The following is a 16082-nucleotide window of genomic DNA, read 5'->3' on the forward strand; positions in this document are numbered from 1 at the left end:
CCTGTGGATGACGGAACTTCTCAGCGGCGTCCTGTGACCTCGAGTGCGGTTCCGAAGCCCAGCACAACGCACGCACCCGCCCGGCGAGGTGCCGGACGGGTGCGTGCGTCAGCCGATGGCTGTCAGAGGCCGGCGATCAGCCGCGGATGATGCCCTCGACGTTGTTGAGGTAGCCCTCCTGGCCGTGGGCATCGCGGACCTTGAAGAACGATCCGTGGTCCTCGAGCGCGAGGAACCATTCGTTCGGCGTGACCGTGAAGACCTCCTGCCCGGTGACGGGATCGACCGCTGGGCGGGGCTCCGTCACTGCGAACCAGAACATCTGCGACACGACCGGCTTGAACGCCTGGGTCGGCTCTCCCTGCGTCGCATCGTAGGTGGACGCTGCGGCCGCGTCCTCGGCGGGCGCGTCGCTGTCGCCGCCCATGCGGAACCACTGGGTCGGCTCGTTCTCCGAACCGCCCTGCTCGTCCCCGCGGATGTGTCCGCCTGCAGGAGCGTCCGCCTGGGCAGACCCTCCCCGGTAGTCGCTGTCCGCTGGTGCGGCCTCGACCGGAATCGCGGTCTCCTCTGCTGCGGCGGCGTCCGCCGCATCGGGTTCGTGGAGTCCCGCGCCGTCGGCCTCGTGCGTGTCGTTCCCGTGTGCCAGTGCCGCGCCGCCGGCCACAGCGGCGCCGCCCACGGCCGTGCCACCGGCAGCAGCACCGAACATGGAACCGGAGCGCTCCTGCTCGTCAACTGGTGCGGTGGTACCCGCACCGGCTGACGGATCGGTGTGCTCGGATGTCTGCGCCTCCGGTGCCCCGTAGTCGGGAGCAGGCGCCTCGGGTGCGACGACAGGCTGATCGTCGGCGGTGTCGGCAGGCTCGTCCGTCCATGCCGACTGCGATGCGACGAACGGGTGACCCGCCTCAGCGGTCGCGTCCTGGTCTGCCGGAGCGAACTCCGAGCCGGGTGCTGCGTTGTCGGCAGGTGCTCCGTCGAAGGCAGGTGCTGCGTCCTCAGTCGATGCTGCGTCCTCAGCGGAGACCGCATCGTCAGCGTGCACAGGTCCGTCCGCATGCACGGGCTCGCCGGTGACGAGGGTGTCGTCAGCCTGCAGCGTGTCCTCGGCCGGTGCCCCTTCGGGCGCTGTCCAGGACTCGTCTGCGGGGGCGGCGTGCTCAGCGTTCAGAGCATCCGCATGAGCGTCCTGTTCACCGGGGGCCGTCTCCGACTGCGGAGTGGGCTCGGGCTCACCGAACGCTCCTGCACCGAAGGCTCCGGCGGCGAATGCCTGCGTCGGCTCGGACTGGGCGAATGAGGGCGATGCTGCGCTCTCCGCACCCAGATAGGCCTGCCCGTCGGCTGTGCTCTGATCGGCTTCTGAGCTCTGGCCGTGAGCGTCGAACTGTCCGTCAGCGGCTGTCGGCTCCGCAGCGGAATGACCACCGAGAGCGTCAGCCTGTGCTGCGCCCTGCTCGGTGCCCGGAGCCGCCTGGCTCTGGAAGTCCTGAGCCTGGCTCTGCGAGCCGTACGCCTGGTCCTGCGCGCCATAGGGCTGACCCTGCGAACCATATGCCTGGCCCTGCGAGCCGTACTGCTGGGCGGCGGGATCGAACGGAACTGCGCCGCTGTACGGCTGCCCCTGCGACCCGTAGGCCTGCCCCTGCGAGCCATACGCCTGACCCTGCGAGCCAAAGGCCTGATGCTGTGAGCCGGCAGCTCCGTACATGGCGGCACCGCCTGCGGCTGCACCGCCGAGCGCGGCTCCACCGGCGTATCCCATCCCTCCGTGAGGCTGAGAACCGTCCGGGCGCGAACCGTGAGGCTGTGATCCGTACTGCTGCGCTCCGAACTGCTGTGACCCGTACTGCTGCGGGGCGGCACCCGACGCTGCACGCGCCTTGGGGTGCGTCTGCGACTCCGGCAGCGTCGTGAACTCGACAGCGAGGAACGGCAGGAACGTGAAGACGCCGAAGAAGAAGGCGATGAGCGCGGCGATGAACACCAGCCATGCGCCCACGTGCAGCATCGGCGCACTGGTGAACACATTGATGATGTTCGCGGCGAAGGCCACGGAGGCGAGGACCGACGTCACCTGCGCGATGCTCAGCGAGCCGAGCCGTGCGGGGAACCCGGAGACGGTCTTGTGGAGGAGTGTGAGCACACCCGCGACGATGAGCGGCAGGATTCCGAGGAACACCATGCCCATGCCCCAGAACGACCAGGAGAAGACGCTGGACTCCAGGTAGCTCATGCTGAAGGCACCGAAGCGGAAGAACGGCGTCACCATGCCGATGAAGGAGAGCAGAGCGGCGACCAGGAGCATGAGGTCGCGCAGGCTGAGCGGTCCCAGCAGGCTCCCCGGCCGTGCCGTGGAGCCTGTACCACCGTGCGCATTCTGCATCTGGACGCCCTGTGGTGCGGAACCATAGGCCGCTGGACCGGAGCCGTACGCACCCGGCATCGATCCATGCTGCTGCGCATAGGGGTCGTACCCCGCACCTGACTGCATCGGCTGACCCTGCATCGGCTGCCCCTGCGCGAACTGCTGCCCCTGCGGAGTCGACTGACCCTGAGCAGGCTGGCCCGCAGCGAACTGCTGGCCCTGCGAGCCGTAGGCCTGCTCGGAGGCACCGTAGGGCGCCTGGCCGTACTGCTGCTGCCCGTGCTGGCCCTGCCCGTACTGCGCCTGACCATACGGCTGCTGTCCATACTGCGCCTGGCCGTACTGGTCCTGCCCATACTGCTGCTGGCCGTACTGCTGCTGTGCACCGTAGGCGGGGGCTCCGGCGGAGCCGTACTGCGCGGCAGGATCCGCGCCGGGCTGGCCCCATTCCTGGTGGCCCGAGCCCTGCGGGGGCTGATAGGGCGTGCTCATCTCGTCTCCTTCCGAACTCCGTGCGGACAGCACGGAATCGGCACTGTCGTGTGCGCTTCCGTCCCCATCATTGCATTGCACCGCTGTCATGCCCCAAGCGCAGCGCGACGATCAGCCGGTTCCCAGCCGGAGGCCCCCACCACGCCCCGCGCAGGCAACCCCCACGCAACTTCGACCCTGCGGATCGGGCCGCGTGCGGTATAGGCTCGGATCCCGGAGTCAGCGATGACTACTCGCGGCTGACCATCGACGATGCTGGGAAGGACGAACAGATGACTGATCACACGCATTCGACGACGTACGCGCCCCCGGAGGAGTTCGCCGCACAGGCGAACGTGACCGCCGCGGAATACGCGCGCGCCGACGAGGACCGCCTGGGGTTCTGGGCGGACAAGGCCCGATCGCTCCTCGACTGGGAGACCGATTTCACGGAGACCCTCGACTGGACGAACCCGCCGTTCGCCCGCTGGTTCTCCGACGGCCGTCTCAACGTCGCCGCCAACTGCCTGGACCGCCATGTGGAGGCAGGGAACGGTGACCGCGTCGCCATCCACTTCGAGGGCGAGCCCGGCGACACCCGCAGCATCACCTACGCGGAGCTCACGACCGAGGTGAAGAAGGCGGCCAACGCGCTGACCTCGCTGGGTGTCACGCAGGGCGACCGCGTCGCGATCTACATGCCCATGATCCCGGAGACCGTCATCGCGATGCTGGCCTGCGCCCGTCTGGGCGCCCCGCATTCCGTGGTGTTCGGCGGATTCTCCTCCGATGCGCTCCACTCCCGCATCCTCGACGCCGAGGCCCGGGTCGTCATCACGGCCGACGGCGGCTTCCGGCGCGGCAAGCCCTCAAGCCTCAAGCCGGCCGTCGACGCAGCGATCGAGAAGGGCGGCACCCCCGTCGAGCACGTGGTCGTCGTTGAGCGCACGGGCGAGGACGTCGACTGGTTCGACGACCGCGACGTCGCGTGGTCGGACCTCGTGGGCAAGCAGTCGGAGGAGCACACGGCAGAGGCGTTCGAGGCGGAGAACCCCCTCTACGTCCTCTACACATCCGGCACCACGGGCAAGCCCAAGGGGATCCTCCACACCTCCGGCGGCTATCTCACACAGGCCACGTACTCCGTCTTCGCGACGTTCGACCTCAAGCCGGAGACGGACGTCTTCTGGTGCACGGCGGACGTCGGCTGGGTCACCGGCCACACCTTCATCGTCTACGGACCGCTGTCCGCCGGCGCGACCCAGGTGATCTACGAGGGCACCCCCGACACGCCGGACAAGGGCCGCTGGTGGGACGTCGTCCAGAAGTACGGCGTGACGATCCTCTACACCGCGCCCACGGCGATCCGCACCTGCATGAAGTGGGGCGACGAGATCCCCGGCCAGTACGACCTCTCCTCCCTGCGCCTGCTGGGAAGCGTGGGCGAGCCCATCAACCCCGAGGCGTGGTCCTGGTACCGCAGTGTGATCGGCGGGGATCGCTGCCCCGTCGTCGACACGTGGTGGCAGACGGAGACCGGGGCGCACATGATCGCACCCATGCCGGGCGCGATGGAGACGAAGCCGGGCTCCTCGCAGCGACCGCTGCCGGGGATCTCCGTCAGGGTCGTCGACGACGAGGGCAATGAGCTGAAGAACGGCGAACCGGGACTCCTGGTAATCGACGAGCCGTGGCCCGCGATGCTGCGCGGCGTCTACGGCGATCCCGAACGCTTCAAGGACACCTACTGGTCCCGCTTCGACGGCATCTACTTCGCCGGTGACGGCGCGAAGTACGACGAGGACGGGGACATCTGGTTCCTGGGCCGCGTCGACGACGTCATGAACGTGTCCGGGCACCGGCTGTCGACCACGGAGATCGAATCGTCACTCGTCGCCCACGACATCGTCGCCGAGGCCGCCGTCGTCGGCGCTGAGGACGAGACGTCCGGACAGGCCGTCGTCGCCTTCGCGATCCTGCGCGGCGGCATCGAGCGGACGGACGACATGGAGGAGAGGCTGCGGGCCCACGTCGCCTCGGACATCGGACCGATCGCCAAGCCCAAGCGCGTCCACATCGTCGATGAGCTGCCCAAGACGCGGTCCGGCAAGATCGTCCGCCGGCTGCTCAAGGGACTGGCGGAGGACAAGGGTGTGGGCGACGCGTCCACGCTCGCGGACGCCTCCGTCATGGACGTCATCTCGAAGCAGGTGCAGGGGTCCTGAAGCAGCCCCGAAGCACCCGCTGGAGCCCTCTGCTGAGGTGCCTGCCGGGCGCGTCGTGGTCAGGCACGCTCAGCAGGCATTAAAGTGGGGATCAGCTGCACGCCCTCGACAGCCGCGAACACTGAAGGAGCCTCATGTCGGAACGGTCCATCTCCAAGCTGGTCAAGGACATCGGCGCAGATGCGCAGGCCCTTGCTCAGGAGGAAGCTGCGCTCGCGAAGTCCGAAGCCCTTGATGGTGCGAAGAACCTCGGCATCGGGGCGGGTCTGGCGATCGGCGCCCTCTTCCTCCTCTTCCTGTCGTCGTTCATGGCGATGTTCACCGTCGCGTCGGCCCTCCACGAAGGACTGGGCTGGGCGTGGTGGCTGAGCTTCCTCGTCGTCTTCGGCGCACTGGTGCTCATCGCCCTCATCCTCGTCGCGGTGGCCCTGCCCCTGTTCAAGAAGGGCAATCCGACACCCGCCAGCGCGATCGCGTCGGGCAAGTCGGTCGTCACTGCGGTCAAGCGGGCGCTGTCGAACCCGGGCGGTCCACGCTACTGAGCACAGCGACTGCACTGAGTGCATGAGGGGCCCAGCAGGTCATCCTGCTGAGCCCCTCTCCTGCGCTCAGACGTCCACTTCCCTCAGAAGTCCACGTGGATCGTCCGTTCGCGGTCCCATTCGCGCGCCCAGCCCAGCGTCTCGAGCGACCAGTCGAGCAGCCCCGCGGTGAAGCCCCACGGCCGCATGATGCCCAGGTCGAAGACGGGGGTGGAGAACGGCCGGTCCGCGGGGCTGAACGTCCCCCTGTTGCCCGGAGCGACGAGGTCCGCGATCGCGACACGTGCGACCAGCGCGGATTCCGCCTGGTCCACAGCAGCGACGGACGTCGGCTCCCGCCACCAGCCCACGACGGGGGTGACGTCGAAGCGGCTCGGCGGCACGTAGAGCGGCTCGAGAGTCCCGACCACGTCGACGCCCGCGGGATCGAGCCCCGTCTCCTCCTCTGCCTCGCGCAGTGCGGTGAAGGCAGCCGATCCGTCGCCTGCGTCCCTGGCCCCGCCGGGGAACGCCGGCTGCCCTGCATGGTTGCGCAGCGTCGAGGCCCGCTGCAGGAGCACGATGTCGACATCGGAAACGCCGAGGTCGTCGAGGCGCTCGAGCTCATCCCGCCCGGCCGCGGTGCGCGGCTGCGTCCCGTGCCCGAACAGCATGAGGACGGATGCGTCCCGGACGTTCATCCCCTCGGGGGCTGCGGGGCGGCGCATCCAGGAGTGCGGGGCCTCGGCCTCGAGCAGACCCTCCAGCGCTTCTCTCAGGTCCGCCCTTCCGTCCGCCGTCCGCTCAACCGAACCCGTGCCGGTCATCGTGTGTCCTCTTCGTTCGTCCGTGCGTTCCCGCTCACTGAGCCGTCCGCCCTCGTCGGTGCATCAGTCCTCGCCGGCCCATCGGCCTTCGTCGAACCGTGAGCCCTCCCCGAGTCAACGCGCGATCCTCCGTCGGTCTTCCCTCCGGCCCCAGCATCCTCCGCCAGTTCGAACCGCAGGAGCTTCCGCGCCTTCCGCTCATCGAGCTCACCGGTGCCGAACGCGGGGCAGAGTGCACTGATCGGGCACGCTCCGCACGCAGGTGTCCGGGCGTGGCAGATGCGTCTGCCGTGCCAGATCACCCGGTGGGACAGCATCGTCCAGTCCTTGCGGGGGAAGAGCGCGGCGACGTCCTTCTCGATGCGGTCCGCAGTGTCCGAATCCGTCCACAGGAACCTCTGGGCCAGGCGGGCGAAGTGGGTGTCGATCGTGAGGCCGGGGACGTCGAACACATTGCCGAGCACCACGTTCGCCGTCTTCCTCCCGACGCCCGGCAGGGTCACGAGCTGCTCGAGGGAGTTCGGCACCTCGCCGCCGAACTCGTCGACGAGCGACTGGGCCAGTCCCACGATGCTGCGCGCCTTCGCGCGGTAGAAGCCCGTGGGCCTGATGATCTCCTCGACGTCCTCCCGCGTGGCTGCGGCCAGCGCACCGGCATCCGGGTACGCGGCGAACAGCGCCGGAGTCACGGAATTCACGCGGACGTCCGTGGTCTGCGCGGACAGCACCGTGGCGACCAGCAGTTCGAACGCGTCGCGGTGGTCCAGCTCCGCATGCGCGGTCGGATAGGTGTCCGCAAGGATGCGGTGGATCTTCCTGGCTCGGCGTGTGCGCCCCAGCGGAGTCTCCTCGAGGAAGCGCCGCCTGCTCTTCTCAGCGACTGACAGCACCGCACCATCCTATCGGTGCCCTGTGCGGCCGTTCGCGGCGCTCATACCAGGATCAGCGGCGTGAACTGTGGGCAGGAGCACCGGCGTGAGGGTAGATTGAGCCGCAGACGTGAACCGATCAGGAGGAACCAAGTGGACATCGAAGTCGTACGCAGGGCCGCGCTCTTCGCCGGGCTCGACGACGAAGCGACCAGTGCGCTGCTCAAATACATGAAGCCGCGCAGCGTCCGACGCGGGACTGTGCTCTTCCGCGAGGGCGATGCGGGCGATGAGCTGTACATCGTCGCGACCGGCAAGCTCAAGGTCGGACGCGAATCGTCCGACGGTCGTGAGAACCTCCTGTCGGTCGTCGGACCCAGCGAGATCATCGGCGAGCTGTCGCTGTTCGATCCGGGCCCGCGCTCCTCCAACGTGACCGCCGTGTCGCAGACGGAGCTGCTGAGCCTCCGTCACGAGGACCTCACCTCGTGGCTCGAGGAGCGCCCCAAGGCCGCCATGAACCTGCTGCGGGCTCTGGCGATCCGTCTGCGCCGCACGAACGACACGGTGGGCGACCTGGTCTTCCAGGACGTCCCCGGCCGTGTCGCGAAGGCTCTGCTGGATCTTGCGGACCGCTTCGGCCAGCCCACGCAGGACGGCACCCACGTCGCCCACGACCTCACGCAGGAGGAGTTGGCCCAGCTGGTCGGCGCGTCCCGCGAGACGGTCAACAAGGCCCTCGCCGACTTCGCGCAGCGCGGGTGGCTGCGCCTGGAGGCTCGCGCCGTCGTCCTCCTGGACGTCGATCGCCTGCGCCACCGCGCCGCCTGACACCGCTGGCAGCGCCGGCACAGACGCCGAGGCCGTGGTCACCCTTCCGGTGACCACGGCCTCGGTGTCTGTCGCTGTGCTCATGCCTGCGCGTGAGACTGAGCGGCTCAGTCCGCCAGTGTGTCGATGTAGGCGAGCTGCGCGCGCACGATCTGCAGGGCCGCCGGCTTCACGGAGTCCGGGACGTCCGCGTAGACGACATCCGCGACCTCCTCCGCCGTCGTGCGACCGCTCGCGAGCACGTCCCGCACTTGGTTGATGCGCTCGAGGCGATGGGAGAGGTAGTGGGCAAGCAGGTCGCGCACGTCCTCCCGCTGCTCACCGTGGGCCGGGGCGATGGTCGCAGCGCCGCCAGCGGCCTCGAGCGCGGTCAATCGCTCCAGGCTGGCGAGGTAGTCGCCCAGCGACCCGTCCGGGAAGGACACCATCGTCGTGCCGCGGCCCAGCACCGTGTCCCCGGAGAACAGCCGGGAACCGTGCACGGCGGACACGGAGTCGTCGGTGTGCCCCGGGGTCGTGACGATGGAGAGCACATCGGCATCGTGCGTCCCGAACGCGATGCGCTCACCGTCCACCAGCGGCGCGGTGCCGGAGGAGAATGTCGGATCGACCGCGTGGACGGGCACGCCGGGAGCCCACTCCCCCACCGTCTCCAGCAGGCCGGAGTGGTCCCCGTGGCGGTGGGTGAGCACGATGGCAGTGAGCTCCGCGGATCCCACGGTGCGCAGCAGTGCATCGCGGTGCTCCACCAGCATCGGCCCGGGGTCCAGGAGGAGCGCGGACGCCCCGTCCTGGGACCTCAGGATGTAGCTGTTCGTCCCGTCGAGCGTCATGGGCGACGGGTTGTCCGCCAGCACCAGGTCGACGCCGTCGTCTGCGAGAGCACGCCGCAGATGGTCGTCCGTCACCGTCATCCTTCCGCGCGGACCTGCACGGTGAGCTCGAGTTCCACCGGCGTGCCCTTCGGCAGCGACGCGACGCCTACCGCGGAGCGGACATGCTGGCCGGCCTCGCCGAACAGTTCGCCCAGCAGTTCCGAGGCGCCGTTGACGACGCCCGGCTGACCGGTGAAGTCCGGAGTGGAATTCACGAAGCCGGTGACCTTGACGATGCGCTCGATGAGGTCGAGGTCGCCGATGACGGACTTGACCGCCGCCAGCGCGTTGAGTGCGCAGACGCCGGCCAGCTCGTAGGCCTCCTCCGGGGTCACGCTGCCGCCGACGGCACCGACCGTCGGCAGGGCTCCGTCGACGAACGGGAGCTGACCCGAGGTGAGGACCTGGTCGCCCACGCGCAGTGCCGGGACATAGGCACCGGCGGGTGCGGCGACGGGCGGAAGCTCGAGACCGCGCTCAGCGAGGTCGGATTCGATGCGGCTCATGAGGAATCCCTTCAGCCCGCCAGCGGGCGCTTCATGTAGGCGACGAGGTTGGTGCTGCCCTCTGGTCCGGGGATCACCTGGACGAGTTCATAGCCCTCCGCTCCCCACTGGTCGAGGATCTGCTTCGTCGCGTGGGTGATGAGGGGGACGGTCACGTACTCCCACTTCGTCATGAGGTGCTCCTTCGTCGTCCGTGCGGGCTCGATCCCGCATGTCCTGCCCATGCTATGTGTTCGCAGGCAGGAGGGACACCGGCGGTCGGCACGCTGGGGCTGTAGTCGACGCGTCAGTTACCGCCGAGTCCGGCGCTGCCGCCGCCATCGTCCTCGTCGTCATCGCCGCCGTCGTCACCGCCGCCGCCATTGTCGCCGCCTCCGCCGCCATTTCCGCCGCCGCCGTTGCCGCCGCCTCCGCCGCCATTGCCGCCACCGCCGCCGGTGCTGCCACCGCCGGAGCGATCGCTGCCCTGCGAGCCGCCCACGCTGCCGCTGGGGCGGGAGAAGCCGGTGTTGCCCTCGGTCTCCTTGACCGCGTCCCGCATGTAGTCCTGCCACGTGGCACCGGAGACGGTCGCACCGTAGACGTAGCCGGTCACGGCGCCCTGGGAGTTCTTCCGCCAGTCGCGGCTGCCGTCCGGGTCGCCGGTCCACACCATGGTGGACAGGGTGCGGGTGAAGCCGATCAGTGAGGTCGAGCCCACTTCGAAGTTCGTCGTACCGGTCTTCGCCGCGGCGGGCACACCGATGCCGAGGCTGCTGGTCGTGCCGCCGTTGAAGGTCTGGCTCATCGCGTAGGCGACGCCCTGCGCGACCTCCTTGTCGATCGCCTGCTTGCAGTCGGCCGACGGAACCTCGATCTCCTCGCCGTTCCCGTCCTCGATCGACTGGATGGGCGTGGGCCTGCAGTACTCGCCATCGGCCGCGAACGCGGCGAATGCGGCAGCCATGTCGATGGGCGCGACCTCGACGGTGCCGAGGATCGATGCGGGGCTGAGCGCGGGGATGAACCCTGAGTCGTCCGCGGTCTCGAGAGACGCACCGCTGCCGTACTTGAGGCCCAGGCTCTGCGCGGTATCGAGGATGCCGCACATGTTCAGCTGGTTGCCCATCGCCGCGTAGGCGGTGTTGAGCGACTGCTTCGTGGCCTGCAGTGCGGTCATCGACGCACTCCCGTCGCCGTCACCGGCGTTCCTCGGATGCCAGTCGCCGCCCATCGCCGGGCACCCGTCGTACGTCCACGAACCCGCGGGGAACTCGCGGCGCTTCGCGTTCACGACGGTGTCCAGGCCCTTGCCCTCGTCCAGCCATTCGGCGAGCACGAGGGGCTTCCACGTCGAACCGACCTGGAAGCCGTTCGCACCGTTGTGCGCACGGTCGACGTTGTAGTTCAGCTGGGTGTCCACGTCCTCTTCGCCTTCGGCGACCGCGTAATTGCGGTTCTGCGCCATGGCGATGACGTCGCCGGTGCCCGGCTCCACGGTCACTGCGGAGTGGCCCGCACCTGACGGGTCGCCCACGGGCACGCGGTCCTTGACTGCTTCATCCGCCGCTGCCTGGATCTCAGGATTGATCGTCGTCTGGATCGTGAGGCCGCCCCGGTTGAGGAACTGGAGTCGCTCGCCCTTCGTCTCGCCGAAGCTCGGGTCATTCTCGATGACGCGCTGGACGTAGTCGCAGAAGTACCCCATGTTGCCGGCCGTCGCGCAGCCGTTCGGGGTCTTGTGGATGTCCAGCCCCAGGTCCTTCTCCTTCGCCTCCTGGTACTCCGCGTCGTCGATGTAGCCGTGGGTGTTCATGAGGCCCAGCACGGTGTTGCGCCGCTTCAGCGTCTGCTCCGGGAACCGCTCCGGGTTGTTCGCGCTGGGGTTCTGGACGATTCCGGCCAGGGTCGCCGACTGCTCGATGTTCAGTTCGGACGCGGGGATCCCCCAGTACCGCTGCGCGGCGGCTTCGACGCCGTAGACGTTGGGTGATCCCGAATAGTTGTTGATGTTGAGGTAGCGGTGGAGGATCTCGTCCTTGCTGTACTTGTTCTCCACCGCGAGCGCCAGCTTCGCCTCGCGCAGCTTGCGGGCGTAGCCTTCAGCTCCGTCCGCTTCCTTCGCCGCCTCGACGCCCTCTGCGTCCTCGATCGCGTGGGCGTTCTCCGCCAGCACGTTCTTCACGTACTGCTGGGTGAGGGTGGAACCGCCCTGCGTCGAATCGGACAGCAGGTTGTGGACCACCGCACGGGCGATGCCCTGGATGTCCACGCCGGTGTGCTCGTAGAAGCGGTAGTCCTCGACCGCGACGGTCGCATCCTTCATCTCCTGCGAGATGTCGTCGAACGCGACCTCCTTGCGGTTCTGCCAGTAGAAGTTCGCGATGAGCGACCCGTCTGCGGCGAGCATGCGCGACTGCTGCGCGAGCGGTCGTTCGTCGAGCTCCGCGGGCAGCGCTTTGAACACCTCGACAGCGCCGTCACCTGCGGCGGCGGCCATGCCGACCGACGGGATCGCGAGTCCTGCGGACACGATCCCTGCGATGCAGCTGACTGCGATGAACTGGATGAGCGCGCTGAGCTTCGGAGGCTTCTTGGATGCGACAGAGGACACCATGGGCTAGATTTTAGCGCCCCGGTCAATCGCGAGGACTCAGTAACCGCCGATGGACCTCCCAGCGTGCGCGCGTCAGTCCGAACCGCGCCGCGCGACCAGCGTGAGCAGGCTGACTTCGGGCGGACAGGCGAACCGCACCGGCGAGTACGGCGAGTATCCCAGACCGGCCGACACGTGCACGCGCGCGCGTCGGTAGGGGAAGAGCCCACGCGCTCGCGTCCGGTCCAGGTCGCAGTTGGTCACGGGAGCGCCCCAGAACGGGATCCGTATCTGTCCGCCGTGCGTGTGCCCTGCGAGCACGAGGTCCGCACCGGCCCCCGTGAACGCCTCGAGTGTCCGTGAGTACGGAGCGTGGGTGACGCCGATCCGCACGTCTCCGTCGGGGAAGTGCGGGTGCGCGTCCGTGACGCGGTCGGCGTTCACGTGGGCGTCGCCCAGACCGGCGAAGGAGACCGTCGTGCCGGCGATCTTCAGGGTATGCGTGCGGTTGTCGAGGTAGGACCACCCGCGGGCCTCGAAGGAGTCCCGGAGCTCACCGACCGGCAGGGTGGGCTCCTTCGACTTGTCCTCCCCCTGCGTCGTGCGGCGGGTGAGATAGCGGGCGGGGTTCTTGAGGGTCGGTCCCCACACGTCATTGGAGCCGAACACGAAGGTCCCCGGCACATCGAGCAGCGGGTCCAGGGCTTCGAGTACGAGCGGCAGCGTGTCGCCGCCGAAGTTGTCCCCCGTGTTCACGACGAGGTCGGGCTCCCATTCCGCGAGCGATCGCACGAACCGCGACCGGAAGTTCTGATTCCTCGCCAGGTGCAGGTCGGACAGGTGGAGGAGCCGCACCGGGTCGGAACCGGGTGGGAGGAGCGGAAGCGTGTGCCGACGGACTCGGAACATCCGCGGTTCGACGAAGGCGGAGTACCCGAGCCCCGCGAGGCCCACGAGTCCGATCCCCGCGGCGATTCCCACCGCGCGTCGGAGGGCGCGGACTGAGCGTGCTGAGGCCATGCGTCCGATTATGTCAGCGCGGCGGTCGGACCACCCGTCCACGGCAGGAGTTCCGACGGCCACAGACGACCCGACCACGGCAGGTGACCCGCACCTCGGCGGCGGTCATGAGTGCAGGGACGGGTGGCGGTCCAGATCGGACTCGCGCTGGGACCTCGCACGGACGTGCCGGTCGATCCGGCGGCGGCCGATGAGCCGGCACACGGCGTAGATGAGGAAGCTGATCGTCGTGACGAAGGGGCTGATCGGCACGACTGGGGAGCCGAGTGCGATCAGCACGCCGCCCACCGACGACACGACGGCGAAGACGACGGACAGGATCGGGGTCAGCACCGGCGAGGCGGTCACCTGCGTGGCCGCAGCGGCCGGGGTGACGAGCAGGGCCATGACCAGCAGCACGCCGACCACCTGCACAGACAGAGCGACGGCCAGACCGAGCACCACCATGAAGACGAGGTTCAGCGACGCGACCGGCACGCCGCGGGCCCGTGCCACCTGCGGGTCCAGTCCGGCGAACATGAGCGGCCGCCAGACCAGCGCCAGCACCGCGAGCACGATGAGCGCGGTCACGACCAGCAGCCGTAGGGAGTCCCCGCTGATCGCGACGATCTGACCGGTGAGGAGGCCGAACTTGTTCGCCGCCCGACCGTCGTAGAGCGCGAGGAAGAGGATCCCCAGCCCCAGCCCGAACGGCATGATGACGCCGATGATCGCGTTCTTCTCCGAGTCGCGGGACCCGCCCACGGCGATGATGATCGCGGCGATGATCGAGCCGACGAAGCTGCCGTGGACCACGTCGAAGCCGATGAGGAGGAAGAGCGCGGCCCCTGCGAACGACAGCTCCGCGATGCCGTGGACGGCGAATGCGATGTCGCGCGTCATGACGAACACGGACACGAGGCCGCCCACCACGCCCAGCAGCGCTGCGGCGAGGATGGAGTTGAGGAGGAGGGAGACGAGCGCGCCGTAGTCCTCGAAGGTGAAGAGTTCTGTGAGGGCTTCCATCAGAGCGCCCCCCGCCCCGGGAGGACGCGGGAGTCCTCCACCGAGTCATCTGCCGAGGGATGGTGGGGATGGTCGTCGCCGCCAACGATGACGAGCCGTCCGCCCACGTCGACGACCTCGATCCGGCTGCGGTAGAGCTGACTGAGCGATTCCGAGGTCATGACCTCGCGCGGCGGGCCGACCAGGTGGTGGCCGCCGGCGAGGTAGAGCACTCGGTCGACGTACGGGAGGATCGGGTTGATCTCGTGCGTGACGAAGACGACGGCGGTATCGCGTGTCCTGCGCATCTCGTCGATGAGCGCGGCGACTCTGCGCTGGTGGTGCATGTCGAGGGACAGCAGCGGCTCGTCGCAGAGCAGGATCCGCGGCTGGCCGACGAGCGCCTGGGCGACGCGCAGCCGCTGCTGCTCGCCCCCGGAGAGCAGACCCACCGGGGAGTCTGCGTACTCCCGAGCGCCGACGGCATCGATGAGCTCCTCGACCCGGTCGCGCTCCTCGCGCTTCAGTCGACCCAGCCCCCACCGGTGCCCGTCGATTCCCATCCGGACGAGGTCGCGCCCGCGCATCGGGGTGTCGCGGTCCATACCGCGCTGCTGCGGGATGTAGCCGAGGTCGCCGTCACCGGTGCGTGGCGCGTGTCCGTTCACACGGATCGAGCCGGCACGCAGTCGGTGCTGCCCCAGCAGAGCGCGCAGCAGGGACGTCTTGCCCGTGCCGTTGGGTCCCAGCACTGCGATGAACTCGCCCGGCTGCACGTCGAGGGTCAGGTGGTGCCACACGACGCGCTCGCCGAACCGGAGTTCCGCATCGGACAGTTCGAGGATCGGGGCACGGGTCGGTTCGCGAGTCGGCTCGCGGGCAGGCGGCACGTCCGTCATGCGATCGCCTGCTCCACAGCGTCGACGGTCTCCGTCATCCAGGTGACGTAGTCGGTGCCCTCGGGCATCGTCTCCGTGACCTCGACGACGGGGATGCCGAGGCCGTCGGCCTGTCCGCGGAGCTCTTCCGCCGCCGGACCCGAGGTCTGGGTGTTGTACGCGAACACCCTCACGTCGTCGTCGAGCGCCTCCGTCGCCTCCTGGACCGCGATCGGAGAGACTTCCGACCCCATCTCGACGGCGGAGACGAACTGGTCGGGAACAACGTTCGTGAGGCCGAGGTCATCGAAGAGTCGCAGTGCGACGGGCTCGGTCACCGCGGCGTTCTCGCCGTCGTGCGAGGCGGCGAGGTCGCTGATCCGGTCGTCCAGTTCGGTGAGCTGCCCGCGCACCTCGTCGGCGTTGGCGGTCAGCGCCTCTGCGCTGTCGGGGGTCGTCTCCGCGAGATGGGACTCGATCTCGTCGACCACGGCGATCATCGTCGGCACCGAGTACCAGACGTGCTCGTTGAACGATCCGTGGTCGTGGGCGTGATCATGGCCCTCCTCGTCATGGGCGTCGCCCCCATGAGCACCGTCCGCATGATCGCCGGAGTCGTCGTCCGGTTCTTCCTCGTGGTCATGCGCGTGATCATGATCGTGTCCGTTCGCCGCCGCCTCCTCGGCACCGGGGAGGTCCGACGCCGCCACTGCGTCGATGACGTCCGGTTCCTCATCGATCGCCTCGAGCATCGTCGTCATGAAGGAGTCGTAGCCGCCGCCGTTCATGACGATGACGTCTGCACGTGACAGCTCCAGCTGATCGCGCGCGGTCGCCTCGTACTCGTGAGGATCCTGAGCCGCGTCGTCGATGATCGGGATGACGTCGACCGCATCGCCCGCGACTGCCTCGACCAGCGAGGCGTAGACGTTCGTCGACGTGACCACCGTCGTGCCGCCGTCGCTCGACGCCGCGTCGGAGTCCCCACCGCAGCCCGCCAGTACCAGACCGGATGCGGACAGGAGAGCGAGCAGAACAGGTGGACGGCGCATAGGCGGAGCCTTCCCAGGAGGATCGATGAGGCTGGTCGCACGGCCTTCCACAGAAGATCGTGCGTATTGCTGTCAGG

The 16082-nt window shown here is 68.7% G+C and carries 14 protein-coding genes; 3 read left to right on the forward strand and 11 right to left on the reverse strand.

All coding sequences use genetic code 11. The features are described from left to right. Positions 1–136 precede the first annotated feature (136 nt). The gene (locus FM105_RS07030; protein WP_087006708.1) at positions 137–2863 is read right to left on the reverse strand and encodes a DUF308 domain-containing protein; all 2727 of its coding nucleotides are present in this window, start codon (positions 2861–2863) and stop codon (positions 137–139) included. 272 nt (positions 2864–3135) lie between these two features. Between FM105_RS07030 and acs the strand changes: the two genes are divergently transcribed. Both acs and FM105_RS07040 read left to right on the forward strand, forming a co-directional pair. Beyond that, a complete protein-coding gene (gene acs / locus FM105_RS07035) occupies positions 3136–5067 on the forward strand; it encodes an acetate--CoA ligase (RefSeq protein ID WP_087006709.1) in 1932 nt (643 codons plus the stop codon). A gap of 134 nt (positions 5068–5201) precedes the next feature. Further along, entirely contained in the window at positions 5202–5609 is a 408-nt protein-coding gene (locus FM105_RS07040) for a phage holin family protein (RefSeq protein ID WP_087006712.1), read from the forward strand. A gap of 83 nt (positions 5610–5692) precedes the next feature. Here the strand turns inward: FM105_RS07040 and FM105_RS07045 are convergent, their stop codons facing one another. After that, positions 5693–6415, reverse strand: coding sequence for an NUDIX hydrolase (locus tag FM105_RS07045; RefSeq protein WP_087006713.1), 723 nt, complete (start codon positions 6413–6415; stop codon positions 5693–5695). Next, on the reverse strand, positions 6412–7305 hold the full coding sequence (gene nth / locus FM105_RS07050; protein WP_087006715.1) for an endonuclease III: 894 nt from the start codon (positions 7303–7305) through the stop codon (positions 6412–6414). The genes FM105_RS07045 and nth overlap by 4 nt, the downstream gene beginning before the upstream one ends. Positions 7306–7437: 132 nt before the next feature. Here nth and FM105_RS07055 point away from each other — a divergent pair, with 132 nt between their 5' ends. Continuing rightward, a complete protein-coding gene (locus FM105_RS07055; protein WP_087006717.1) occupies positions 7438–8115 on the forward strand; it encodes a Crp/Fnr family transcriptional regulator in 678 nt (225 codons plus the stop codon). Between the two features lie 107 nt (positions 8116–8222). On the opposite strand, the gene FM105_RS07060 is transcribed toward FM105_RS07055, so the two are convergent. The 8 genes from FM105_RS07060 to FM105_RS07095 all read right to left on the reverse strand — a co-directional run bounded on the left by FM105_RS07060 (position 8223) and on the right by FM105_RS07095 (position 16005). Continuing rightward, on the reverse strand, positions 8223–9023 hold the full coding sequence (locus FM105_RS07060) for an MBL fold metallo-hydrolase (protein ID WP_087006719.1): 801 nt from the start codon (positions 9021–9023) through the stop codon (positions 8223–8225). A gap of 2 nt (positions 9024–9025) precedes the next feature. Beyond that, positions 9026–9496 (reverse strand): RidA family protein, encoded by a 471-nt coding sequence (locus tag FM105_RS07065; RefSeq protein ID WP_087006721.1) that lies wholly within the window; start codon positions 9494–9496, stop codon positions 9026–9028. A gap of 11 nt (positions 9497–9507) precedes the next feature. After that, positions 9508–9669, reverse strand: coding sequence for a hypothetical protein (locus tag FM105_RS14670; protein WP_087006723.1), 162 nt, complete (start codon positions 9667–9669; stop codon positions 9508–9510). 113 nt (positions 9670–9782) lie between these two features. After that, positions 9783–12092 carry a transglycosylase domain-containing protein gene (locus FM105_RS07075; RefSeq protein WP_087006724.1) on the reverse strand — a complete coding sequence of 770 codons (2310 nt, stop codon included), beginning with the start codon at positions 12090–12092 and terminating at the stop codon, positions 9783–9785. Between the two features lie 72 nt (positions 12093–12164). Beyond that, positions 12165–13091, reverse strand: a complete 927-nt coding sequence (locus FM105_RS07080; protein ID WP_087006726.1) for a metallophosphoesterase — start codon at positions 13089–13091, stop codon at positions 12165–12167. Positions 13092–13196: 105 nt separating this feature from the next. After that, positions 13197–14096 (reverse strand): metal ABC transporter permease, encoded by a 900-nt coding sequence (locus FM105_RS07085; protein WP_087006728.1) that lies wholly within the window; start codon positions 14094–14096, stop codon positions 13197–13199. Continuing rightward, on the reverse strand, positions 14096–14974 hold the full coding sequence (locus FM105_RS07090) for a metal ABC transporter ATP-binding protein (RefSeq protein ID WP_087006731.1): 879 nt from the start codon (positions 14972–14974) through the stop codon (positions 14096–14098). Before FM105_RS07090 ends, FM105_RS07085 begins: the two co-directional genes overlap by 1 nt. Then, a complete protein-coding gene (locus FM105_RS07095) occupies positions 14971–16005 on the reverse strand; it encodes a metal ABC transporter solute-binding protein, Zn/Mn family (RefSeq protein ID WP_087006732.1) in 1035 nt (344 codons plus the stop codon). The genes FM105_RS07090 and FM105_RS07095 overlap by 4 nt, the downstream gene beginning before the upstream one ends. Positions 16006–16082: the final 77 nt, after the last annotated feature.

Source organism: Brevibacterium yomogidense, from assembly GCF_900163715.1.
Lineage (GTDB): Bacteria > Actinomycetota > Actinomycetes > Actinomycetales > Brevibacteriaceae > Brevibacterium > Brevibacterium yomogidense_A.

Excerpts from the sequence above, each read along its gene's own strand:
- FM105_RS07075 (WP_087006724.1), bottom strand. The coding sequence starts at position 12,092 with ATGGTGTCCTCTGTCGCATCCAAGAAGCCTCCGAAGCTCAGCGCGCTC.
- FM105_RS07040 (WP_087006712.1), top strand. The coding sequence starts at position 5,202 with ATGTCGGAACGGTCCATCTCCAAGCTGGTCAAGGACATCGGCGCAGAT.
- FM105_RS07045 (WP_087006713.1), bottom strand. The coding sequence starts at position 6,415 with ATGACCGGCACGGGTTCGGTTGAGCGGACGGCGGACGGAAGGGCGGAC.
- acs (WP_087006709.1), top strand. The coding sequence starts at position 3,136 with ATGACTGATCACACGCATTCGACGACGTACGCGCCCCCGGAGGAGTTC.
- FM105_RS07080 (WP_087006726.1), bottom strand. The coding sequence starts at position 13,091 with ATGGCCTCAGCACGCTCAGTCCGCGCCCTCCGACGCGCGGTGGGAATC.
- FM105_RS07090 (WP_087006731.1), bottom strand. The coding sequence starts at position 14,974 with ATGACGGACGTGCCGCCTGCCCGCGAGCCGACTCGCGAACCGACCCGT.
- FM105_RS07065 (WP_087006721.1), bottom strand. The coding sequence starts at position 9,496 with ATGAGCCGCATCGAATCCGACCTCGCTGAGCGCGGTCTCGAGCTTCCG.
- FM105_RS07095 (WP_087006732.1), bottom strand. The coding sequence starts at position 16,005 with ATGCGCCGTCCACCTGTTCTGCTCGCTCTCCTGTCCGCATCCGGTCTG.
- FM105_RS07085 (WP_087006728.1), bottom strand. The coding sequence starts at position 14,096 with ATGGAAGCCCTCACAGAACTCTTCACCTTCGAGGACTACGGCGCGCTC.
- FM105_RS07030 (WP_087006708.1), bottom strand. The coding sequence starts at position 2,863 with ATGAGCACGCCCTATCAGCCCCCGCAGGGCTCGGGCCACCAGGAATGG.
- FM105_RS14670 (WP_087006723.1), bottom strand. The coding sequence starts at position 9,669 with ATGACGAAGTGGGAGTACGTGACCGTCCCCCTCATCACCCACGCGACG.